We start from the raw sequence: 19,721 nt of genomic DNA on the forward strand, positions 1-19,721 counted from the left end.
GCCCCCCGACGGGACCACAGGGTGGTTGAGCGTGTATATCCCACAGGCTACGAAGGGTCAAAAGTCGTTTTCTTTCGGCAGCCTTGAGGTTTTGCATGTCTACATCCTCCATCTGTGTCTATTGCGGGTCGCGCAAGGGCGGAAATCCCCTCTTCACATCCGAGGCCGAGGCGCTGGGGCAGGCTCTGGCCAAAGAAGGCTGGCGGCTTGTCTACGGTGCCGGCGATGTCGGCCTGATGGGCACCGTCGCGCGAGCCGCACAGGCAGCGGGCGGTGAGACCTTTGGCGTGATCCCGACCCACCTGCTGCAGCTGGAGGTCGGCAAGACCGATCTCACCCGGTTCGTGATCACCGAGACGATGCATGAGCGCAAGAAGGTCATGCTGATGAACGCCGACGCGGTGGTGGTCATGCCCGGCGGGGCCGGGTCGCTGGACGAGTTTTTCGAGGTTCTGACCTGGCGGCAGTTGGGTCTGCACCAAAAGCCCATCATCTTGCTGGATGTGGCCGGGTACTGGGAACCGCTGCAGGCGCTGATGCGCCATGTGGTCGATAACGGCTTTGCCGATGGGTCTTTGCTGGACTTTGTTCAGGCCGGCGGCTCGGCGGATGAGGTCATGACGCTCTTGCGGCGCGCCCTGTCCTGAGCCAGCCCCGCACCCGAATACAGCGCCAGCGCGATCCAGATCAGGCCAAAGGTCGTGATGTGAAACGGCGTCAGCGGTTCGCCAAACAACACCACGGCGCAGAAGAACTGCAGGGTCGGGTTGAGGTATTGCAACAAACCCAGCGTCGCCATGTTCACCTTTTTGGCGGCGGCGGAAAACAGGATCATGGGAAAGGCAGTCAGCAGGCCGGAAAGCACCAGCAGGCCGGATGTCCGGACATCCACGCCGAAGACGCCTGTGCCTTGCCCCTGCAACCACAACAGCCAAAGCAACGCCAGCGGGCCAAGCAACACCACCTCTGCGGTGACAGAGACAACCGCGCCCACGGCCAGACGCTTTTTCACCAGACCGTAGGCCCCAAATGTCACGGCCAGCGTCAGTGCGATCCACGGCGCGCTGCCCAGCCCGACGGTCAGCGTGGTCACCGCCAGCGCCGCCAGACCGACCGCCACCCATTGCAATGCGGCCAGACGCTCTCGCAAAACGACAACCCCCAGTAGAACGGCGACCAGCGGAAAGATGTAATACCCAAGCGAGGTTTCCCGCACCTGCCCGATCTGCACCGAAAAGATGAACAAAAACCAGTTGGTCGAGATCATCAGCGCAGCAAAACCGGTGATCAGCACCGCCCTGCCCGTCCCCAGCGCATCGCGCAATTTGCCTAGTCGCCCCTGCACCACCAGCAACCCGGCAAAGACAACTAGCGACCAGAAGGTGCGATGCGCCAGCAGTTCCAGTGGCGGCACATTGACCAGCAGTTTGTAGTAGATCGGCGAAAGCCCCCAGATCGTGCAGGCGCCGATCATGAGGAAAATGCCTTTGGTGCTGTCTTGCATGAAAAAACCTTTCGGCAGGCACGGCTTTCCCGCCAGAGGTGCCACGCTATGCGCCCGCCGGATCAGGTTCAAGGGCAGGTCCCACCCCCGACCGGCGGGGTCAAAGCGACGCAGCGGTTGCTTTTTTCAGAATCATGTAATAATGTAATTACATGATTACCAATGATGGCATGGATGCAGTATTCAACGCCCTCGCCCACGCAACGCGGCGACGGATCCTTGACCTTGTGCGCGACACGCCGGGGATCACGGTGGGCGCATTGGCTGCCAATTTCGATGTCAGCCGGATCGCGGTGATGAACCATCTCGCGGTCCTGTCCGAGGCGGGATTGGTGATCAGCAAGAAATCCGGGCGCACAAGAACTCTGTTTTTGAACGCCACCCCGATCCGCGAGATGCAACTGCGCTGGCTGGATTCCTACAGCGCCGTCTGGACCGACCGGGTTCTTGACCTGAAACACGCGGCAGAGGCCGCACATGCCGCAAAGGACACCGAGACATGATCGCCACCCATGACGACGCCGCCCCGGGCCACGCGCCCACCACCACAACCCATGTCAGCCGCACGCTGATCAAGGCCCCGGTCGAAACCGTCTGGTCGATCCTGACCAAGACCGATGAGGCGCTGCCGTTCTTCTTTGGCGGGATCTGCGAAACCGTGGACGGGCTGCACCCCGGCGCGAAAATGCGGATGGTGCACCGCAACCGCAAGATCGCCATGGTGGTGGGTGAGGTGTTGGCCTTTGAGCCGCCGCGCCTGTATTCTCACACCTTCCGAATGACCACTATTGATGAGCCACCCTGCGTTGTCACTTATCGCCTTGCCGAACATGCAGACGGCTGCGAATTTTCCCTGACCATCGACCGCGCAGTGCCGGGCAGCAAGTTGGAGAAACAGATGCTGGGGGCGCAAGGCTTTATCGGTGCCAACCTGCGCGCACTGGCCGAAACTGGCTGCCCCGCCCTGTCGGGCCGCATGGTGGGCTTGCTGTCACCACTGAGCGCGCTGCTGGCGAAACCTTCTCAGCGCATTGGAAATTGGCCGCTGGATTGAAACGCGGCACAAAAAAACGCCCCGGAAAACTCCGGGGCGTTGATCGGTAACGTATCGATCTGGTCAGATCCGGGTCACAGCCGCGAGGCGACGTTTTCCCAGTTCACCAGGTTGTCGAGGAAGTTGGCAAGGTACGCCGGACGCTTGTTGCGGAAGTCGATGTAGTAGGAATGTTCCCACACATCACACCCCAGCAGCGCGGTCTGACCAAAGCACAGCGGGTTCACGCCATTTTCGGTCTTGGTCACTTTCAGGCCGCCGTCGGCGTCCTTGACCAGCCACGCCCAACCAGAACCGAACTGGCCCGCGCCCGCAGCAGAGAACTGCGATTTGAACTCTTCAACGGTGCCAAAGCTTTCCTTGATGGCCGCTTCCAGTTCGCTGGGCATCGCGTTCGGGCCGGGAGCCATCATTTCCCAGAACTGGGTGTGGTTCCAGTGCTGCGAGGCGTTGTTAAACACGCCAGACTGCGCAACCGCGCCCGCCTGATATGTGCCCTTGACGATGTCTTCGAGCGATTTGCCCTCCCACTCGGTCCCGGCAATCAGCTTGTTGCCGTTGTCGACATAGGCCTTGTGGTGAATATCGTGGTGGTATTCCATCGTTTCCTGGCTCATGCCCTGGCTGGCCAGAGCGTCATGTGCGTACGGAAGATCGGGAAGTTCAAAAGCCATGGTTCACCCCTTCGTGATGTAGCTGAATACTGCCCAATAGGTGTCCCTCCCACGACGGAACGTCAACCCTGCTGCGCCACGGAAAGCCATGTTCAGTCGGAAAGTTTTGTCACCGTACATGTCCCGGCCCGGCTGAACAGGCCCTCATAGCCTAGTGGACGTGCGGAAACATTCACTTTGCCATTGGCCTTGAGAAAGGTGGCACGGTAGTTCATTCGCACGGTCTGGTTCGACGAAGACCGCATATCCAATTCCCACGAAACGGTGACGCGGGCGGCATTGTCACGCACCAGCGTGCCCTCGACTGGAACGCCGTCGTTGAACCCAAGGATGGACGCGTCGGAAACGACAACGCGGTCGATTGCCCGGTCCAGCGCAAAAAAGATCAGTGGCTGTATCCATTGCCGACCAGAGGTGCCGTTGATCGCACACTGATAGGCCGTCTTCTCGGCCGCTGCCGCCCCGCAGAGGGCGGTCCACAGCAGGCCTGAAAGGATCATGCGGTGCATCACGCGCCTCTTGTTCGGGTGTCCGCAGCCACTATCCGAACAAGAGTACCGCAGCGCAACCGCCCGCACGCCTATGTGACGTGAAAGCCCACATTGCTGTCCGGGTCCGAAACTGTGCTGAGCAGGTTGAACATGTAGCCCGCCACTGAGCGGAAACAGAAAACCCGCGCGCTGGTGTCATCCAACAGCCAGACCCCGGCAGCGACCTGCGCAAAGCGCGTGCGCCGCAGTTCTCCCACGGGCAGCGCCTCGGGGGCGAAATCCACCGGCGCCAGTTTGGCCAGAACATCGCGCAATTGCGTGCCGCGCAGTTGGAACAGCGCCCGCATGTCAGAGACGTTCACGACCAGAACATGCAACCCGGACAGTGCCGCGTTCAGACGATCCACCGCGGCAAGCGCCTGCCGGTAGGGCACAAGCACCAGCAATTCATCCGGCGACATCCAAAGCAACCCGGTATCCCCGGCGGTGTTGGCGGCGCGGACATCGGGCATCTCCAGCCCGGTCAGGTCTGTGACGCCGGCGATCACCTGAGGCAAGGCCAGATCCCCGCGCAGGGTGATCATCCCCTGCGGTCCGATTTCGCGCACCTCGACCAGACCGTCAAAGCTGGCCCCGGCCAGTGGCAGGACAGGTTCAGACATTCTGTTTCTCCCCTTCGGGATCAAAGAAGACGGGATTCACAATGCGGGCCGGGTGTTCCGTCTCGCCATCGTCACCCATGAAGGTGATGACCTCACCCATGCGATCCGGACCGTGCTTGACCAATCCCATGGCAATGCCCTTGCCCAGCGTCGGCGAATGATAGGTCGAGGTCACGCGCCCTTGGGTATTGCGCTGCCCATTGGCGTTCTTGCCCGGTGCCACGGCATAGGCCCCGTCCGGCAGGACAGAACCGTCCAGCGTTTCCAGCCCCACCAGTTGCCACCGCTCCGGGTCAGCCATGTGGCTGCGGGCCTGCGCGCGTTTGCCAAGGTAATCCTCTTTCTTCTTCGAGATCGCCCAGTGCAGTCCCAGATCCTGTGGAATGATCGTGCCATCGGTTTCATCGCCGATCATGATGAACCCCTTTTCGGCCCGCATGATGTGTAGCGCCTCGGTCCCGTAGGGCGTGGCGTCCCATTCGGCCCCCGCCTCTCGAAGTTTGTCCCAGAACACGCGGCCCTGATGGGCAGGCACGGCGATCTCATAACTGAGTTCGCCGGAAAAGGAGATCCGGTAGACCCGCACCGGGAACCCGGCCAGCGTGCCATCGGCCCAGCCCATGAACGGCAGCGTGTCCTTGTCCACATCCATGCCGCCCAGCTTTTCCAGCAGCTTGCGCGCGTTCGGGCCGACCACGGCGATCTGCGCATATTGTTCGGTCACGTTGGCGGTGTAGACCTGCCAGTCCCACCATTCGGTTTGCAGCCATTCCTCCATATGGGCGTGGATACGATCCGCGCCGCCGGTGGTGGTGTGGCATAGGAACGTTTCCTCATCGATCCGCGCCACGACGCCGTCGTCACTGAGGAACCCGTTCTCCGAACACATCAGCCCGTAGCGGCATTTGCCCGGTTTCAGCGACGACATCATGTTGGTGTACAGCATGTCGAGCAAACGGCCCGCGTCTGGCCCCTTGACGATGATCTTGCCCAGTGTGGAGGCATCCAGCAGGCCAAGGCTGTTGCGGGTGGCAAGCACCTCACGATGGACGGCCTGTTCGACATCTTCACCATCACGGAGAAAGCAAAAGGGCCGACGCCAGTGGCCAACCGGTTCCCAATGGGCGCCGTTGGCCTCGTGCCAATCATGCAATGGGGTTTTACGCAACGGCTGAAAGATTTCGCCGCGCGCCTCTCCGGCAATCGCCCCCATGCTGATGGGGGTATAAGGCGGGCGAAAGGTGGTGGTGCCGACATTCGGAATGTCCTCACCCAATGCGGTAGCAAGGGTCGCCAGCCCATTGATGTTACTCAATTTCCCTTGATCCGTTGCCATGCCCAGCGTCGTGTAACGCTTAGTGTGTTCGACGCTCTCATAGCCCTCGCGCGCGGCCAGTTGTACGTCCGACACCTTGACGTCGTTCTGAAAGTCCAGCCAAGCCTTCATCCGCAGATCGTCCCAGGCGTTGGCGGGCATCAGCCAGACCGGCATCAGCGGCACCTCTTCGCTGTCCGGCACGGTCGGTGGCGCCGTTTCCGGGCGGTCACCGCCCAGAGATATAGACACGTCTTTTCCTTTTAGGTCAGCATCTTGCAGAACACTCTTCAAGCTCATATGCCCGTCGGCTGCACCGGCGCAGACGACAAAACCATGTCCGTCCGCCCCAGTGGGCGCCTTGGCGGGATCAGGACGGAAAAATGCCTGTGCGTCGTCCCAGATCAGTTTGCCGCCACAATGCGACCACAGATGCACCACCGGCGACCAGCCGCCGGACATGGCAACCGCGTCGCAGGCGATCTCTTCCACCATTGCCCCGCCGCCTGCCATTGCGCAGAGCGCCACGCCGGTGACGCGCTTGCCGCCCTTGACCTTGGCGATGGCGCGCCCGGTTTCGACCCGGATGCCCAGCGCCTTGGCCTCTTGCATCAGGGCACCGCCGCCAAATTCCCGCGCGTCGATCACCACCGGCACGTCCTGACCCGCCTTTTTCAAGGCTATAGCGGTCCGATAGGCGTCGTCATTGTTGGTGACGACCACGGTCTTGCGACCCACTGCAATGCCGAAATTGATCAGATAATCCCGCGCCGCAGAGGCCAGCATCACGCCCGGCACGTCATTCCCGGCAAAGCTGATCGGGCGTTCAATCGCGCCGGTTGCAGCAATCACTTGACGGGCGCGAATGCGCCACAAACGGTGACGCGGGCCACGCGTATTGGCCAAGTGGTCGGTCAGCCGCTCATAGCCCAGCACATAGCCATGATCATAGATCCCCGCCCCCATGTTGCGGGTGCGCAGCGTGACATTTGGCATATTATCAAGGTCTTGAACGGTCTTCTTGACCCACTCCTCTGGCGACAGGCCGTCAATCTCACCGCCATCCACCGGCGCGCGCCCGCCCCAGTTAGCGGTCTGTTCCAGCACCAGAACCTTGGCCCCCGAAGCGCCCGCCGCCTTGGCTGCCTGCAGCCCGGCAACACCGCCACCCACCACCAGCACATCCACGAAGGCGTGAAAATGCTCATAGGTATCGGGGTCACGCGTTTCGGGGTCTGGTGCTTTGCCCAGACCAGCCGACTGCCGAATGAACGGTTCATAGACGTGCTTCCAGAAGGCACGCGGCTGCATGAAGGTTTTGTAGTAAAAACCCGCCGTCAGGTACCGCGCAAAAAATCCGTTCAGCGCGCCAATGTCATGGTCAAGGGACGGCCAATGGTTTTGCGATGAGGCGATAAGGTTCGGGAACAGTTCCGTCGTGGTCGCCCGCTGGTTGGGTTCGTGATACACGCCCTGCCCCAGATTCACCAACGCGTTGGGCTCTTCTGCCCCGCTGGCCACAATCCCACGCGGACGATGATATTTGAAGCTGCGCCCAACCAGCATCCGGTCATTGGCCAACAGCGCCGAGGCCAGCGTATCGCCATCCGCCCCAGTCATGGATTTGCCGTTGAAGGTGAATTTGACGGTCGAATTGCGGTCGATCAGACGGCCGCCGGTGGCAAGACGGATGCTCATGGCTCAGGCCCTTACGATTGTCTGGCGGTCGGAAAGAGGGGTATTTTTACAAAGAAGAAACATCAGGATACGTTTCTCCACGACCAGCCAGGGCGCTTTTCAGTGATGGCGTCCAGCAGGTCCTTGGGCGGCCGCAGAGTTTGCGTCGGGTAGGTGCCAAAAACCTCCATCGTTATGGTGCAGCGCGCGGCGTGGAACCACTTGCCGCAGCCATTGACATGCCGCCAGCGTTCGAAATGCACGCCCTTGGGGTTTTCGCGGGTAAAGAGATACCCCTCAAAATCATCGTCCGATGCATCGGGGCCAAAGCGTTTCAGATGCGCCTCGCCGCCAGCATGCAGTTCGGTTTCGTCGGCATCTACGCCGCAATAGGGGCATTCAAAGGTCAGCATGGAACGACCTCCTTGGAGGACAGGAGACGGGACAGGAAAAGGCCGGGGCGCACGCGCACCCCGGCCATCACATAGGCCCGAAGACAATCAGGGAAATCAGTCGTCGGCAGCGCTCTTGGCATCGGGAGCAGCGGCAGGCGCGGCGTCACCGTCGCTTTGCACGGTGATGTTGAGGTCAGCACCGCCGCCGTCTGCTGCGGGCGACCCGACGTCCCCCGCGAAGATGACATATGCAAGGACCGCGACAACAACGATGAGAATGCCGACGATAAAGGCGAGACCGGAATTTCCACCGTTGTCCCGGGTCGTCGTTGTGGTCGTATTGTTATGTGTGGCATCCGACATGGGAAGCTCTCCTTTGTTGTCATCTCGACTTTGCGATCTGACAGGAGAACGCCTTTGCCCGCGTTCCGGTTCCTTGGCAGGGAACAGATGACGGCATCACCCGGCGCTGAATCTATCAATGCGCCACCCCCGCTGCCACGCTTTCGTCAATGAATTTGCCTTCGCGGAAGCGCGACATACTGAATTCATCGGTCAGCGGCGATTGCCCACGCGCCATCAGTTCGGCAAAGCCCCAACCAGAGCCGGGGATCGCCTTGAACCCGCCGGTGCCCCAGCCGGAGTTGATGAAACACCCCTCCAGCGGCGTCTTGGACAGGATCGGAGAGCGGTCGCCCGTGACGTCCACAATCCCGCCCCATTGGCGCAGCATCTTGAGCCGTGACAGCATCGGAAACGTCTCGATCAGCGCGCGCACGGTTTCCTCGACGTGGTGGAACGATCCGCGCTGGGTAAAGCCGTTGTAGCCGTCGGTGCCGCCGCCAATGACCATTTCGCCCTTGTCGGACTGGCTCATATAGCCGTGCACGGTGTTGGCCATGACAACGCAATTCATGATCGGCTTGATCGGCTCAGACACCAGAGCCTGCAGCGGCACCGATTCCAGCGGCAAGCGAAAGCCCGCCATATTGGCCAGATCGCCAGAATGCCCCGCCACCACAATCCCCAGCTTCTCGCAGGAGATGTCGCCTTTGGTTGTTTGCACGCCAGTGACGCGGCCCGCCTCTTGCGTCACGCCGGTGACGGCGCACTGCTGGATAATGTCCATGCCCATGGCCGAACAGGCCCGCGCATAGCCCCACGCCACCGCATCGTGGCGGGCCGACCCCGCCCGCTCCTGCCAGAGCGCGCCCAGCACCGGATAGCGCGGGCCATCCAGATTGATGATCGGCACGATTTCCTTGACCTCACGCGGGGTGATGAACCGGGTTTCCACCCCTTGCAGAGCATTGGCATGGGCGGTGCGCAGATAACCGCGCACCTCATGTTCGGTCTGGGCCAGCATCATGACGCCGCGCGGGCTGAACATCACGTTATAGTTCAGATCCTGCGACATCGTCTCATACAGGCTGCGCGCCTTTTCGTAGATCGCCGCCGACGGGTCCTGCAGATAATTCGACCGGATGATGGTGGTGTTGCGGCCGGTGTTGCCGCCGCCCAGCCAGCCCTTTTCGATCACCGCCACATTGGTGATGCCAAAATTCTTGCCAAGGTAATAGGCAGTGGCAAGGCCATGGCCGCCCGCCCCCACGATCACGACATCGTAACGCGCCTTGGGCTGCGCTTTGCGCCACGCGCGCTCCCAGTTCTTGTGACCAAAGAATGCTTCGCGGGCGATGGCAAAGGCGGAATAACGTTTCATAGGGCTCGAATCCGGTTCGTCCGTTTCGGGTGTGATGCACTCAAACGCATATGGGGAGGTGTGTGCAACCGTCACAATACCGTGCAGTTGCGACATGGCGCGTCATGCCGGGATTTTGCCCTTTTTTCCGGACCGCCCGCGGCTTAAGTCAGGACAAGGGAAAGGGAGGCTGATGACGCTATTCTGGATCGTGACGGGGACATCCGCCGTGCTGGCAGCCGCGGCGCTTGTTCTGGCGCTTTTGCGCGGACGGCGGGCCACCGGCCCGGCAGAGGCCTATGACCTTGAAGTATACCGCGATCAATTGCGGGAGGTGGACGCCGATGCCGCGCGCGGCAAGATTGCACCTGAGGAGGCAGAACGCCTGAGGGTCGAGATTTCGCGCCGCCTGCTGGGCGCTGACGCGAAGATGCAAACCCTTGGCGTTCGGGCCGATCAACCGCGTGTTTTGGGCTATGTTCTGGCGGCGGCGATCACGGTGCTGGTCGTTGGCGGTGGCTTTGGCCTGTATACATGGATCGGCGCGCCGGGGTATGTCGATGCCCCGCTGAAAACCCGACTGGCCCGTGCCGAAGAGGCGCTGAAAAGCCGCACCTCGCAAGAGACGATGGAGGCGCGCATGCCCCCCGGTGCCGCCCCCGACGCCTCAGCAGAATATCTGCAACTGGTCGAACGCTTGCGTGGGGCCGTCGCACAGCGCCCTGAAGAAATGCAGGGCCATGTGCTGCTGGCCCGGTCCGAGGCCGCGCTGGGTAACTTTGTCGCCGCCTACAAGGCACAGGCCCAGATCATAAAGCTCAAGGGCGACGCCGCCACGGCGCAGGATTATACCGACCTTGCCGACATGATGATCCTCGCTGCCGGCGGCTACGTCTCGCCACAGGCGCAGATGGTGTTGGAACAGGCCCTGTCGCGTGACCCGGACAATGGTGTTGCGCGGTACTACGGCGGGCTGATGATGGCGCAGGTCGGGCGTCCCGACGTGGGCTATCGCATGTGGAATAAGCTGTTGCGCGAAAGTGCGGCAGACGACCCTTGGGTCGGTCCAATCACCGATCAGATTGAGGATCTGGCCTTTCTCGCTGGCGAGCAGAACTTCCAGATGCCCAGCCTCACCAGCGCGGCCCCCGGTCCCAGTCAGGCTGATGTTGCCGCTGCCGCTGACCTGACCCCGGAAGAACGCCAACAGATGATCCGTGGCATGGTCGGCCAACTGTCTGACCGGCTTGCCGAAAAGGGCGGCCCGGTCGAGGATTGGGCGCGGCTGATTTCATCGCTAGGGATCTTGGGCGACACCGACAAGGCCAGCGCGATCTACGCAGAGGCGCAGACCGTCTTTGGCGGCAGCCCCAAGGCGCTGGCCCTCCTGCAAGGGGCGGCGCAGCAAGCCGGCATAGCGGAATAGGCGTGTTTGGCCACACGACACACCTACGACAGGGGCAGCGCCCCCTGCCCCGAGGCCCCGGCCAAAGGCCGGGGCCGAGACATCCGGCGCGCCGCAAGGCGCCCCTCTGGATCGCGTCCGTCAGACAGGAAAGCCTCACATGATTCATGACGCCATCGAGGGTTTTACCGACGCACTTGCCCCCATGTCGGCCCTTGCCGGGCTGGATCTGGGCACCCGCACCATTGGCGTGGCCGTCTCTGACAGGTTCCGGTCCGTGGCGACGCCGCTAGAGACCGTCAAACGCAAGAAATTCGGGCTCGATGCAGCGCAACTGATCAAGATCCTGGAGGCGCGCGAGATTGGCGGCATCATCCTTGGCCTGCCCCGCAATATGGACGGCAGCGAAGGCCCGCGATGTCAGTCGACCCGCGCCTTTGCCCGCAACTTTTCCGCGCTCTGGCCCGGACCGATCGGCTTCTGGGATGAACGCCTGTCGACCGTGGCTGCCGAAAAAGCCCTGTTAGAGGCGGATACGACACGAAAACGTCGCTCTGAGGTCATAGATCACGTTGCTGCGGCCTATATCCTTCAGGGAGCACTGGACCGGATGCGCCACCTTGGCAAACCCGACCCGGACCGAAACGGGGAATGATGAAAGACGATATCTGGCACCGCGACGAGATCGAAAGCCCCTGTGTGAAGGTCTGCGTGATCCACCCGCAAGAGCGGCTGTGCACCGGCTGTCTGCGCACAGCGCGTGAGATCACCCTGTGGTCCAATATGTCCCAAGATGAACGGCGCGAGGTCATGGATGATCTTGCAAACCGCTCGGGCCGGTTGCGCAAGCGTCGCGGCGGGCGCGCGGCCCGCCTCAAACGTCAGGACTAGGCAAAGCCACCGGTCTGGACAACGACATCCGCCAGGACAACCGGACCACCCCCCTGGACCTCTTCGACCACAAAGCCGTCGACACGCAGTTCAACCGGCGTCGGATAAGTCGCGCCCGGCGGGCTGTTCACAATCGTGACCTCGGACAGCGCCAGATCGCTGGCGGTCACGTCAAAGGTGATCACATCCTCGCCCGACACGAAATCGACAAAGATCGGGCTGTACTCCGAGGCCAGAGCGTCCAGCGTGTCTTCGCCCTCACCGCCATAGACCACGGCTCCCGCCAGCAGGTCATCCCCGGCGTCACCGTACACGTCGACATCGCCAACGGCGTAGATCTCATCATCGCCTGCCGTGGGTTTGTCAGCGTCGGTGTCACCGCCGGCCCCGCCTTCATCTTTCCCCGAACGACCGCCGCCAGTGCCCCCAGCACGAGGCCCTGAAATAACGTCGGCAAAACAGACATTGGAATACTCATAGCAACAGCCCTCCCGAGATACGCGAGGGTACTGGACACGCCAACACTCTAATTTGTTACGATAATTTACGTTCTCCGGTCAGCGAGAAACAATAGTGGCGAGTATCTTTATTTAGCTCACCAAAGACTTCAAATAGCGGCGATTGCTGTACCTTAGGGCTGCAACCATGCCGCGACGCCACCGGCCATCTGCGGGCGGAAATAGGCCATCATGCGGCCCTCGGGCGGGGCTTTGGCCCCTTCCTGCCACGGCGCGATGCCGTGCAGAGTTTGCCGGTGCAACAGGATCGCCTCTCCCGGTGCGGCGGGAAGCGTGACACGGGGGCACGTCTCGAAACAGGTGCGGCGCGCGGCGGCGTAGACCTCTGTCACATCGACCGCATGCCACTCTTCAGGCGGGTGGCCATCCAATGCCTGCCGCAGGGCTGCGCGCATCACCTTATGGCTGCCCTCCCACACCACCAGCGGGCTGGCCGTCGGATCTGCCTCTGACAGAGGCAGGCCCAGGATCCAGGCGTGCGGTTCCAGAATGTAGCGGCGGCGGTCTGCGCCTTGGGCAACGATCCCGTCCACATGGGCCGCATCACGCCGGAGCCGATAGCGAAACCCGGCCTCACTTTCGCCGTTGCGCGGGCGCGGGTAGCCCGGATAGGTGACGGACAGTTGCGCGCGATGCAGGTCCGGCAATGGCGATAGCGCGTCGATTGCAGGGCCAGCCAGCGGCACACCGTCGATGCTGCCATCCGGCGCCGAGGGCATGACATCGACACCCACAAACCAGGTGCCCTCACATTGCAACCATTTGGCGCGCATCGCTGGATCGGCCAGCACCTTGCGCCCGGCACCATGCGCGGCCCGAACCCAATTCAGGCTTTCGGGTGTGGCGTCAAAGCGCGTCCAGCCGCGCGCTTCCAGCGCCCTTATCCCCACAACGCCTCCCGCATCATGTTCACCGCAACCAGCAAGATGAACCCGGCAAAGATCCGGCGCAGGACCATTGCGGGCAACGCATGGGCCAGACGCGCGCCCAGCGGGGCGGTCAGGAATGTCATGCAAATGGTGATCAGAAAGGCCGGCCCGTTGACCGCCCCCAGCGTCCACGGCGGCGCGCCGTCGACCGACACAAGGACAAACCCGATCACCGAGGGCACGGCGATCAGCAGGCCAAAGCCCGCCGCCGTCGCCACCGCCCGGTGCATCGGCACGCTGTATAGCGTCATCAGCGGCACGCCAAAGCTGCCACCGCCGATCCCCATCAGAACCGACAAGAACCCCACTGTCGGCGACAGCACGCCGCGTGTCACACCGCCCGGCATCTGCGGACCGATCCGCCAGTCCTTGCGCCCAAAGGCAAGATACAGCCCGACGATCATCGCCAAAACGGCAAAGATCAGCGCCAGCGCGTCTGACCGCAACCGCGCCGCCACAAGCACGCCCAGCACCGCGCCCAATGCGATGCCCGGCGCCCAACGGCGCAGGAGTTCCCAGTCAACTGCGCCGCGCTTGTTGTGCGCCATCACCGACCGCGTCGACGTGACAATGATCGAGGCCAGCGAGGTGGCAAGACAGACCTGCATCATTTGCGGCCCGTCCAGATCCAGCGCCGTGAAGACGTAATAATAGGCGGGCACAAGGATAATCCCGCCGCCGACGCCGAACAGGCCGGCAAGGATTCCCGCGAAACCGGCCGCAACAATGAGGATGCCCACAAGGGGCAATAGTACCGAATAGTCCATAAATCAGGCTGCCTTTGCCGGTCCGATGTGTGAAAGTGCGCGCTCAACAAGTTCGGGCCCCGCGCCATCGCGGCTCGCCCCCTCAGACAGGACTTGCCGCCAGCGCCGCGCGCCGGGACGTCCGGCGAAAAGCCCCATCATGTGGCGCGTAACCTGATGCAATCGGCCACCATTGCCAAGGTGCGTCTCGATATAGGGCAGCATGGACCGGGCCACGTCCTCGGGCGTCTTGCTGTTACCCTGCCCCCAGATCCGCGCATCGGCCTCTCCCAGAATGTCCCAGGGCTGATGATAGGCGGCGCGGCCCACCATGACACCGTCCAGCCCGTTGTCGAGAAAGCCCAACGCCTGATCCAGATCGGTGATGCCGCCGTTGACCGACAGATGCAGATGCGGGAACAACCCCCGCATCCGCTGGATCAGGTCATAGTCCAGCGGCGGAATTTCGCGGTTTTCCTTGGGGCTGAGCCCCTGCAACCACGCCTTGCGCGCGTGGATGATGATGCGCGAACAGCCCACCGCACCAAGGCGCGCCAGAAATTCGGGCAGGACCTCTTCGGCGTTCTGATCATCCACGCCGATGCGGCATTTCACCGTCACTTCGACATCCACCGCGTCTTGCATGGCGGTCACGCAATCGACCACAGTTTGCGGGTGTTTCATCAGCACCGCGCCGAACGTACCCGATTGCACCCGATCCGAAGGGCAGCCGCAATTCAGGTTGATCTCATCATAGCCCGCCGCCTGCCCCATCCGCGCCGCCAGCGCCAGTTCACGCGGGTCCGAGCCGCCCAATTGCAATGCGACGGGATGTTCCTCGGGGGAATGGTCCAGCAAATGCAACGCGCCCCCCCGCACCAGCGCAGGGGCGGTCACCATCTCAGTATACAGCAATGCCTGCCCCGACATCAGGCGGTGAAAATAGCGACAGTGACGGTCGCTCCAATCCATCATGGGTGCGACGGAGAGCCGTGAAGCATATTTCACATCTTGTTTCATATACTTAAACACCCTTCACGCTGGCAGCCAATTGCCGAAAACTCTTTCGAATCCTAGAGATCAATCCGCCGTTTCCGGAGGCTGTCCAAACTCACTTGATACCAAGCAGCACCAACCGACTCGCCCATCAATGGTCACACCAGAGCCCCGCCACAGTCAGACGGCCCCCCGAATCTGGTCGAGCTTCGATTTACCCCACTCACACGGTTACTGGCCAGATCGGAGTGGCACCAAATCCTCTGAGTTCAACAGGCGAGAAACTTTGATGTCTCATAGCTCCGAAAACGGGGTTCAGCAAATGTCCCGCGTCTACTCTGCCGACACAACGATCACCTCACACGCGAAAAGGCCCGTGCCAGAGCAAGAGGACAAACAGACACCGCCGCAAGCGCGCCGAGCGTTCGGAAGAATTGAGCGCTCCGCGTTCGGCGCGCTTGCGCCAGACGCAGAACCCAAATTCCCAAATCCAACTTGTAGACTCTCGCTATGAGTGAGGGACCGACAGGGGTCAGGTCAATTCTCCTCCACACTGTATTCTTCGGTGCAAAGGACTCCGGCGACTGAACAAAACCCGGCATCCTACTCTTGGCCAGAAATCACCCTTTGGCGAGACCTCACCCCTGACCAGAAAGCGCCCGCAGTGCCTTGGCGACGCGCTGGTGCAGATCTGTCAAGGTACGGACATCGCCGTCCTTCGTTTCGATCTTCAGGCAAAGATCGTTGCGCAACTCTTCAAGCGATTTTTCGATGGCGCGGAGCTGGTTGTATTCGGGCATCGTGTCGGACCTTCAGTGAGACAGCAAAACGGGGATCGCGGTGTTGCGCAGGACAGAGGCGGTCACGCCCCCCACAAGATCCTCGCGAAACTTGGAATGCTCATAGGCCCCCATCACCAAAAGCGAGGGGTCACGCCGCCGGCAATAGTCCAGGATCATCTCCGCGACGGGCTGCCCGGCGGCCCAGTTCTCGTGCACGACAGAGACGTCATGCCGTGCCAAATGGGTCATCAGATCGTCCAACCCGGGTGCCGCGCCCACGGTCAGGACGGACACCTTTCCCTGCGTCTCCAACAAGCGCAGGCTGTCCGACAGCGCGCGCGCCGCGGCGCGTCCCCCGTCCCATGCCAGTGCCGCGTGGCTGTGGCGGGCATCGGCATCGTACCCCTTGGGCACGACGATCACAGGGCGCCCGGACATCAGGGCGATCTTGTCAGGATGCAGGCGGACATGTTCGTCGTCATCCTGCATGGGGCGGCCTGCAATGATCATGTCAAACGCGCGCCCCGTTTCGGACACCAGACCATCCACCGGCCCGGGCGCAGCGCGGAATGTCAGCGCCTCTCCCAGCCCAAGCGTTTCGCGCAACGCGTCGAGCCGCGCCTCGATCTCGGTCAACAGGCCGGTCTTGGCCTCGGCCAACAGCGTCCGCGCCGCACTCGGAATCCAGCGCGAAGAGGTATCCAGCGTGTCATGCGTGGAATGGGCCAGCATTGCGGTGACATGGGCCTTGCGGTCACGCGCCAGCGCGGCGGCATACCGCAACGCGGCGTCAGAAGAGTCGGTGCCGTTGTAGGCGACCAGAAGGTTCATGATCGGCATGGGATCAACCTTTCCAGATACGCGAAGGGATGAAAACGTGGCCCTCGGCCAACTTGCGGGCGGTGCGTAGCAGGCCCGCAGATTTCAGCTCGAACCCGTCGCGATTGTCGTAGTCCACCAGCACCTCGATGGTGCCAGAGGGGTGCTCCAACACCACGTTGGCCGGGCATTCATTCGGGCGATTCAACAGCCCGTCCGCCACGGTGCCCGGCGTCAGCGCACAGGATGCGAGGCATTGCGAGCCGGTGACCGCCATGCTGGGATGGGTGTTCCACGGCATGAAATAGCGGGTGGCGATGGTGCCGCCGTCCCGGGCCGGGGCAAGAATGCCAAACTTCGGCGTTACGGACTTCGTCACGTCGCCCATGCCCATGCGCTTGCCCGCCTCGATGCGGATCGCCTCAAACCGTGCGAAGAAATCCGTGTTGGCGTCCAGTTCGGCGGCGCTTTCGTAGCCGGTCAGCCCGAATTCCGTTGCGCGGGCGATCACGATAGGCATGGCCACGTCCATGCAAGTCACCTCGACCCCATCGATCTCATCCCGCAGGTTGCCGGTGGGCAGGAACGCCCCCGTGGAAGAACCGACAACGCCCATGAAGTTCAGCGCGATCGGGGCGGCGGTGCCCGGCACACCTGCGATGGCGGCGTCGCCCTCATAGGTCAGTTCGCCGCCTGGGGTCTGTATCCGCGCCACGACCCGCGCGCCGGTGTTCACCGCGCGGATTTTCACCTCGGTCTCGTCGCCCTGCGGTTGGATCAGCCCCATCTCGATGGCGGCGGGGCCGACGCCCGACAGGATATTGCCGCAGGTGGGTTTGAAATCGACCAGTCGATCCTCGACCGACACCTGAGCGAAAAAGTAATCCACATCGGCCCAATCATCGTCCGATGTCGACAGCATCGCGACCTTTGTGGTCACCGCCGCCCCGCCGCCGATCCCGTCGATATTCAGCGGGTGGCCAGAACCCACGACAGCGATCAGCACCTCTGCCAGAGTATCGAGATCCTCGGGCAGATCGGCGCGGCGAAAATATGGCCCGCGCGACGTGCCGCCGCGCAGGAACAGGAAGGGCATGGCTGTTTGTGTCATCTTTAGAACTCCACGATCAGTTCAGGGGCCAAGGCAGATCGACTACATCCTGAAGCAGTCCGGGCGGGAAATCGCGGTTCAGCGCCCCCGCCATCACACACATCAGCGCGATGCCACAGGCCGTCAGGATCAGCGTCTTGGGCCACGCGGTCTGCGCCCGCACCCGCAGGAACGAAACCAGAAAGCCAAACAGCGCCAAAATGAAGCCCAGAACATAGGTGGCCGCAATCAGGCCCACGAACCACGCCAGCGTCCCCCAGAGATTATAGGGTGCGTCCGCGTCCTCTCCGGCGACTTCCTTGTCGGCAAAGATCGGATCGGTTTCCGGGCGGATGATCATCTGCACCAACAGGATCAGCAACGCCGTCAGCGTGATGCCCCCCACCACCAGCGGGACGATCTTGTCTGTCATGTTGTAGTCGGGGATCAGGTTGGCATTGATCAGCGCCGCCACGACGTAGGCCATGATGACCAGCAGGAACACCAGCGGCGCGCGCTTGGTGCCGGACTTTACGTCTCCCTCGGCCATGATGCTTTTGGCCTGACGGATTCCCAGCACCACAGACACGACGGTGATGATCAGCAACACTATGACGATGGGCGAAAAGATGTATTCCATGCCCTCTTCAAACGACTTGCGGAACCGGAACGATGCGATCTGGAACGCCTGGTTAGAGAATTTCTCGACCGGGTTGGACAGCACAAAGCCAATCAGGAAAGCCGGGCGCGACCAGTCGAACCGGCGCAGGAAGATACCGATCAGACCGATCAGGAACAGCGCGAGGATGTCCTCGAAATTCTGTCCCGACTGGAACGCCGCAAAAGAGATCAGCATGAACAGGAAAGGTGCGAGATAGGTAAAACGGATCGTGGTCAACCGGGCGATCCCGCCCGAGGCCGCGATGCACAGGATCGTGCCCACGACGTTGGCCAGCGCCAACAGCCAGACGATGGAATAGGTGATGTCCAGATTGTCGCGCAGCATGTTCGGCCCGACCTCAATGTCGCCCGACCCCAATAGTGCGATGGCACCGATAAAGATCGCCATGGACCCGGACCCCGGAATGCCGAACAGCAGCGTCGGCACAAGGCCGCCACCTTCCTTGGCGTTGTTCGAACTTTCCGGCCCGATCACACCGCGGATCTCGCCCTTGCCGAACTGCGACTTGTCCTTGGTGGTCTGCACCGCGTGGCCATAGGCGATCCAGTCGACAACCGACCCGCCAAGGCCGGGGATCACGCCGACAACGACACCGATCAGCGAGCAACGCACCGACAGCCACTTGTTGGCAACCCAGTCACGCACCCCGTCACCCCAACCAGAGCCCAGCGCCGCGTCCTTGGCGATGGACCGGTCCTGCCGCAGCAGGCTGACGATTTCCGGCACAGCAAAGATGCCAAGACCCACGATCACCAGCATCAGCCCGTCGGTGAGATAGGGAATGTCATAGCTCGCCATGCGCAGCGACCCGCCGGCATCGGCCTCACCTATGGTGCCGATCAACATGCCAAGGCCCGCCGCCGCCACACCCTTAAGCGCGACACGGCCCGCCAGCACCGCGACCATCGACAGGCCGAGGATCGAGATCATCAGCATCTCTGGCAGGCCAAAGGCGAGCACCAGCGGCCGCGCCGCAAGGATGAACAAGGTCAGAAAGGTCGCGCCCACCAGTCCGCCGAACAGCGACGAGGTGAACGCCGCCGACAGTGCCCGCGCCGCCTGCCCTTTCTTGGCCAGCGGAAACCCGTCCAGCACCGTCGCTTGTGACGCGGACGATCCGGGAATGCCCATCAGCACCGAGGCAAAGGTGTCCGACGTCGGCACCACGGCGACCATGCCGACCATCAGCGCCAGGCCAAGCACCGGGTCCATGCCGAACATGAAAGGCAGGAGCAGCGATAGCCCCGCAATCCCGCCAAGGCCCGGAAACACGCCCACGGCCAGCCCCATGACAACGCCAAGCACAAGATAACCCAGCACCATGGGTTGCAAAATCAAAGCCCATGCATCGGCAAGTGCCGGCAGAGCGGTCGCAAAGACGTCCATCAC

22 protein-coding genes are annotated in these 19,721 nt (G+C 62.1%); 6 read left to right on the forward strand and 16 right to left on the reverse strand.

All coding sequences use genetic code 11. From position 1 onward, the window contains the following. The first annotated feature begins 95 nt into the window (after nucleotides 1–95). Nucleotides 96–647, forward strand: coding sequence for a TIGR00730 family Rossman fold protein (locus ANTHELSMS3_RS18700; RefSeq protein WP_094036206.1), 552 nt, complete (start codon nucleotides 96–98; stop codon nucleotides 645–647). Here ANTHELSMS3_RS18700 and rarD read toward each other — a convergent pair. Beyond that, nucleotides 590–1,504, reverse strand: coding sequence for an EamA family transporter RarD (gene rarD, locus ANTHELSMS3_RS18705; protein ID WP_094036207.1), 915 nt, complete (start codon nucleotides 1,502–1,504; stop codon nucleotides 590–592). The two genes, ANTHELSMS3_RS18700 and rarD, sit on opposite strands and share 58 nt — an antisense overlap. Nucleotides 1,505–1,656: 152 nt before the next feature. Between rarD and ANTHELSMS3_RS18710 the strand changes: the two genes are divergently transcribed. Together ANTHELSMS3_RS18710 and ANTHELSMS3_RS18715 are read left to right on the forward strand one after the other, a co-directional pair. Continuing rightward, nucleotides 1,657–2,007, forward strand: a complete 351-nt coding sequence (locus tag ANTHELSMS3_RS18710; RefSeq protein ID WP_094036208.1) for an ArsR/SmtB family transcription factor — start codon at nucleotides 1,657–1,659, stop codon at nucleotides 2,005–2,007. Continuing rightward, on the forward strand, nucleotides 2,004–2,558 hold the full coding sequence (locus ANTHELSMS3_RS18715; protein ID WP_094036209.1) for an SRPBCC domain-containing protein: 555 nt from the start codon (nucleotides 2,004–2,006) through the stop codon (nucleotides 2,556–2,558). The genes ANTHELSMS3_RS18710 and ANTHELSMS3_RS18715 overlap by 4 nt, the downstream gene beginning before the upstream one ends. 74 nt (nucleotides 2,559–2,632) lie before the next feature. Here ANTHELSMS3_RS18715 and ANTHELSMS3_RS18720 read toward each other — a convergent pair whose 3' ends face one another. The 7 genes from ANTHELSMS3_RS18720 to ANTHELSMS3_RS18750 all read right to left on the reverse strand — a co-directional run bounded on the left by ANTHELSMS3_RS18720 (nucleotide 2,633) and on the right by ANTHELSMS3_RS18750 (nucleotide 9,495). Next, nucleotides 2,633–3,232, reverse strand: a complete 600-nt coding sequence (locus ANTHELSMS3_RS18720) for a superoxide dismutase (protein ID WP_094036210.1) — start codon at nucleotides 3,230–3,232, stop codon at nucleotides 2,633–2,635. 92 nt (nucleotides 3,233–3,324) lie between these two features. Then, nucleotides 3,325–3,741 (reverse strand): hypothetical protein, encoded by a 417-nt coding sequence (locus tag ANTHELSMS3_RS18725; RefSeq protein WP_094036211.1) that lies wholly within the window; start codon nucleotides 3,739–3,741, stop codon nucleotides 3,325–3,327. Between the two features lie 71 nt (nucleotides 3,742–3,812). Next, nucleotides 3,813–4,385: a sarcosine oxidase subunit gamma gene (locus tag ANTHELSMS3_RS18730; RefSeq protein WP_094036212.1), complete on the reverse strand. Its 573-nt coding sequence runs from the start codon at nucleotides 4,383–4,385 to the stop codon at nucleotides 3,813–3,815. Beyond that, the gene (locus ANTHELSMS3_RS18735; protein WP_094036213.1) at nucleotides 4,378–7,398 is read right to left on the reverse strand and encodes a sarcosine oxidase subunit alpha family protein; all 3,021 of its coding nucleotides are present in this window, start codon (nucleotides 7,396–7,398) and stop codon (nucleotides 4,378–4,380) included. The genes ANTHELSMS3_RS18730 and ANTHELSMS3_RS18735 overlap by 8 nt, the downstream gene beginning before the upstream one ends. Before the next feature lie 62 nt (nucleotides 7,399–7,460). Next, entirely contained in the window at nucleotides 7,461–7,790 is a 330-nt protein-coding gene (locus tag ANTHELSMS3_RS18740; protein WP_094036214.1) for a sarcosine oxidase subunit delta, read from the reverse strand. A 96-nt stretch (nucleotides 7,791–7,886) separates the two neighbouring features. Beyond that, nucleotides 7,887–8,135 carry a hypothetical protein gene (locus ANTHELSMS3_RS18745; RefSeq protein ID WP_094036215.1) on the reverse strand — a complete coding sequence of 83 codons (249 nt, stop codon included), beginning with the start codon at nucleotides 8,133–8,135 and terminating at the stop codon, nucleotides 7,887–7,889. Between the two features lie 115 nt (nucleotides 8,136–8,250). Further along, nucleotides 8,251–9,495: a sarcosine oxidase subunit beta family protein gene (locus ANTHELSMS3_RS18750; RefSeq protein WP_094037236.1), complete on the reverse strand. Its 1,245-nt coding sequence runs from the start codon at nucleotides 9,493–9,495 to the stop codon at nucleotides 8,251–8,253. A gap of 172 nt (nucleotides 9,496–9,667) precedes the next feature. On the opposite strand from ANTHELSMS3_RS18750, the gene ccmI reads away from it, so the two are divergent. From ccmI to ANTHELSMS3_RS18765, 3 genes are all read left to right on the forward strand, one after another. Then, nucleotides 9,668–10,900, forward strand: coding sequence for a c-type cytochrome biogenesis protein CcmI (gene ccmI, locus ANTHELSMS3_RS18755; RefSeq protein WP_094037237.1), 1,233 nt, complete (start codon nucleotides 9,668–9,670; stop codon nucleotides 10,898–10,900). A gap of 139 nt (nucleotides 10,901–11,039) precedes the next feature. Beyond that, on the forward strand, nucleotides 11,040–11,534 hold the full coding sequence (gene ruvX, locus ANTHELSMS3_RS18760) for a Holliday junction resolvase RuvX (protein ID WP_094036216.1): 495 nt from the start codon (nucleotides 11,040–11,042) through the stop codon (nucleotides 11,532–11,534). Then, entirely contained in the window at nucleotides 11,534–11,770 is a 237-nt protein-coding gene (locus ANTHELSMS3_RS18765; protein ID WP_094037238.1) for a DUF1289 domain-containing protein, read from the forward strand. The genes ruvX and ANTHELSMS3_RS18765 overlap by 1 nt, the downstream gene beginning before the upstream one ends. Here the strand turns inward: ANTHELSMS3_RS18765 and ANTHELSMS3_RS18770 are convergent. The 8 genes from ANTHELSMS3_RS18770 to ANTHELSMS3_RS18800 all read right to left on the reverse strand — a co-directional run bounded on the left by ANTHELSMS3_RS18770 (nucleotide 11,767) and on the right by ANTHELSMS3_RS18800 (nucleotide 19,718). Beyond that, nucleotides 11,767–12,084: a hypothetical protein gene (locus tag ANTHELSMS3_RS18770; RefSeq protein WP_094036217.1), complete on the reverse strand. Its 318-nt coding sequence runs from the start codon at nucleotides 12,082–12,084 to the stop codon at nucleotides 11,767–11,769. The genes ANTHELSMS3_RS18765 and ANTHELSMS3_RS18770 overlap by 4 nt on opposite strands. A 317-nt stretch (nucleotides 12,085–12,401) precedes the next feature. Further along, nucleotides 12,402–13,178 (reverse strand): hypothetical protein, encoded by a 777-nt coding sequence (locus tag ANTHELSMS3_RS18775; RefSeq protein ID WP_439098655.1) that lies wholly within the window; start codon nucleotides 13,176–13,178, stop codon nucleotides 12,402–12,404. Next, the gene (locus ANTHELSMS3_RS18780) at nucleotides 13,169–13,984 is read right to left on the reverse strand and encodes a sulfite exporter TauE/SafE family protein (RefSeq protein ID WP_094036218.1); all 816 of its coding nucleotides are present in this window, start codon (nucleotides 13,982–13,984) and stop codon (nucleotides 13,169–13,171) included. Before ANTHELSMS3_RS18780 ends, ANTHELSMS3_RS18775 begins: the two co-directional genes overlap by 10 nt. Nucleotides 13,985–13,987: 3 nt before the next feature. After that, the gene (gene dusA, locus ANTHELSMS3_RS18785) at nucleotides 13,988–14,938 is read right to left on the reverse strand and encodes a tRNA dihydrouridine(20/20a) synthase DusA (protein ID WP_254694939.1); all 951 of its coding nucleotides are present in this window, start codon (nucleotides 14,936–14,938) and stop codon (nucleotides 13,988–13,990) included. Between the two features lie 659 nt (nucleotides 14,939–15,597). Continuing rightward, the gene (locus tag ANTHELSMS3_RS25630; RefSeq protein ID WP_157733573.1) at nucleotides 15,598–15,759 is read right to left on the reverse strand and encodes a hypothetical protein; all 162 of its coding nucleotides are present in this window, start codon (nucleotides 15,757–15,759) and stop codon (nucleotides 15,598–15,600) included. A gap of 12 nt (nucleotides 15,760–15,771) precedes the next feature. Next, complete coding sequence (locus ANTHELSMS3_RS18790; protein WP_094036220.1) at nucleotides 15,772–16,581, reverse strand: universal stress protein; 810 nt, start codon at nucleotides 16,579–16,581, stop codon at nucleotides 15,772–15,774. 4 nt (nucleotides 16,582–16,585) lie between these two features. Next, nucleotides 16,586–17,671, reverse strand: coding sequence for a 4-oxalomesaconate tautomerase (locus ANTHELSMS3_RS18795; protein ID WP_094036221.1), 1,086 nt, complete (start codon nucleotides 17,669–17,671; stop codon nucleotides 16,586–16,588). Between the two features lie 16 nt (nucleotides 17,672–17,687). Further along, a complete protein-coding gene (locus ANTHELSMS3_RS18800) occupies nucleotides 17,688–19,718 on the reverse strand; it encodes a tripartite tricarboxylate transporter permease (RefSeq protein ID WP_094036222.1) in 2,031 nt (676 codons plus the stop codon). Nucleotides 19,719–19,721: the final 3 nt, after the last annotated feature.

The sequence above is a fragment of the Antarctobacter heliothermus genome, from assembly GCF_002237555.1.
Taxonomy (GTDB): domain Bacteria; phylum Pseudomonadota; class Alphaproteobacteria; order Rhodobacterales; family Rhodobacteraceae; genus Antarctobacter; species Antarctobacter heliothermus_B.

What these genes read in the sequence shown, in the direction of transcription:
- ANTHELSMS3_RS18710 (WP_094036208.1), top strand. Translation starts at nt 1,657, where the DNA reads ATGATTACCAATGATGGCATGGATGCAGTATTCAACGCCCTCGCCCAC.
- ANTHELSMS3_RS18745 (WP_094036215.1), bottom strand. Translation starts at nt 8,135, where the DNA reads ATGTCGGATGCCACACATAACAATACGACCACAACGACGACCCGGGAC.
- ccmI (WP_094037237.1), top strand. Translation starts at nt 9,668, where the DNA reads ATGACGCTATTCTGGATCGTGACGGGGACATCCGCCGTGCTGGCAGCC.
- ANTHELSMS3_RS18790 (WP_094036220.1), bottom strand. Translation starts at nt 16,581, where the DNA reads ATGCCGATCATGAACCTTCTGGTCGCCTACAACGGCACCGACTCTTCT.
- ANTHELSMS3_RS18780 (WP_094036218.1), bottom strand. Translation starts at nt 13,984, where the DNA reads ATGGACTATTCGGTACTATTGCCCCTTGTGGGCATCCTCATTGTTGCG.
- ANTHELSMS3_RS25630 (WP_157733573.1), bottom strand. Translation starts at nt 15,759, where the DNA reads ATGCCCGAATACAACCAGCTCCGCGCCATCGAAAAATCGCTTGAAGAG.
- rarD (WP_094036207.1), bottom strand. Translation starts at nt 1,504, where the DNA reads ATGCAAGACAGCACCAAAGGCATTTTCCTCATGATCGGCGCCTGCACG.
- ANTHELSMS3_RS18735 (WP_094036213.1), bottom strand. Translation starts at nt 7,398, where the DNA reads ATGAGCATCCGTCTTGCCACCGGCGGCCGTCTGATCGACCGCAATTCG.
- ANTHELSMS3_RS18765 (WP_094037238.1), top strand. Translation starts at nt 11,534, where the DNA reads ATGAAAGACGATATCTGGCACCGCGACGAGATCGAAAGCCCCTGTGTG.
- ruvX (WP_094036216.1), top strand. Translation starts at nt 11,040, where the DNA reads ATGATTCATGACGCCATCGAGGGTTTTACCGACGCACTTGCCCCCATG.
- ANTHELSMS3_RS18795 (WP_094036221.1), bottom strand. Translation starts at nt 17,671, where the DNA reads ATGACACAAACAGCCATGCCCTTCCTGTTCCTGCGCGGCGGCACGTCG.
- ANTHELSMS3_RS18800 (WP_094036222.1), bottom strand. Translation starts at nt 19,718, where the DNA reads ATGGACGTCTTTGCGACCGCTCTGCCGGCACTTGCCGATGCATGGGCT.
- ANTHELSMS3_RS18725 (WP_094036211.1), bottom strand. Translation starts at nt 3,741, where the DNA reads ATGCACCGCATGATCCTTTCAGGCCTGCTGTGGACCGCCCTCTGCGGG.
- ANTHELSMS3_RS18700 (WP_094036206.1), top strand. Translation starts at nt 96, where the DNA reads ATGTCTACATCCTCCATCTGTGTCTATTGCGGGTCGCGCAAGGGCGGA.
- ANTHELSMS3_RS18750 (WP_094037236.1), bottom strand. Translation starts at nt 9,495, where the DNA reads ATGAAACGTTATTCCGCCTTTGCCATCGCCCGCGAAGCATTCTTTGGT.
- ANTHELSMS3_RS18720 (WP_094036210.1), bottom strand. Translation starts at nt 3,232, where the DNA reads ATGGCTTTTGAACTTCCCGATCTTCCGTACGCACATGACGCTCTGGCC.
- ANTHELSMS3_RS18730 (WP_094036212.1), bottom strand. Translation starts at nt 4,385, where the DNA reads ATGTCTGAACCTGTCCTGCCACTGGCCGGGGCCAGCTTTGACGGTCTG.
- dusA (WP_254694939.1), bottom strand. Translation starts at nt 14,938, where the DNA reads ATGATGGATTGGAGCGACCGTCACTGTCGCTATTTTCACCGCCTGATG.
- ANTHELSMS3_RS18715 (WP_094036209.1), top strand. Translation starts at nt 2,004, where the DNA reads ATGATCGCCACCCATGACGACGCCGCCCCGGGCCACGCGCCCACCACC.
- ANTHELSMS3_RS18740 (WP_094036214.1), bottom strand. Translation starts at nt 7,790, where the DNA reads ATGCTGACCTTTGAATGCCCCTATTGCGGCGTAGATGCCGACGAAACC.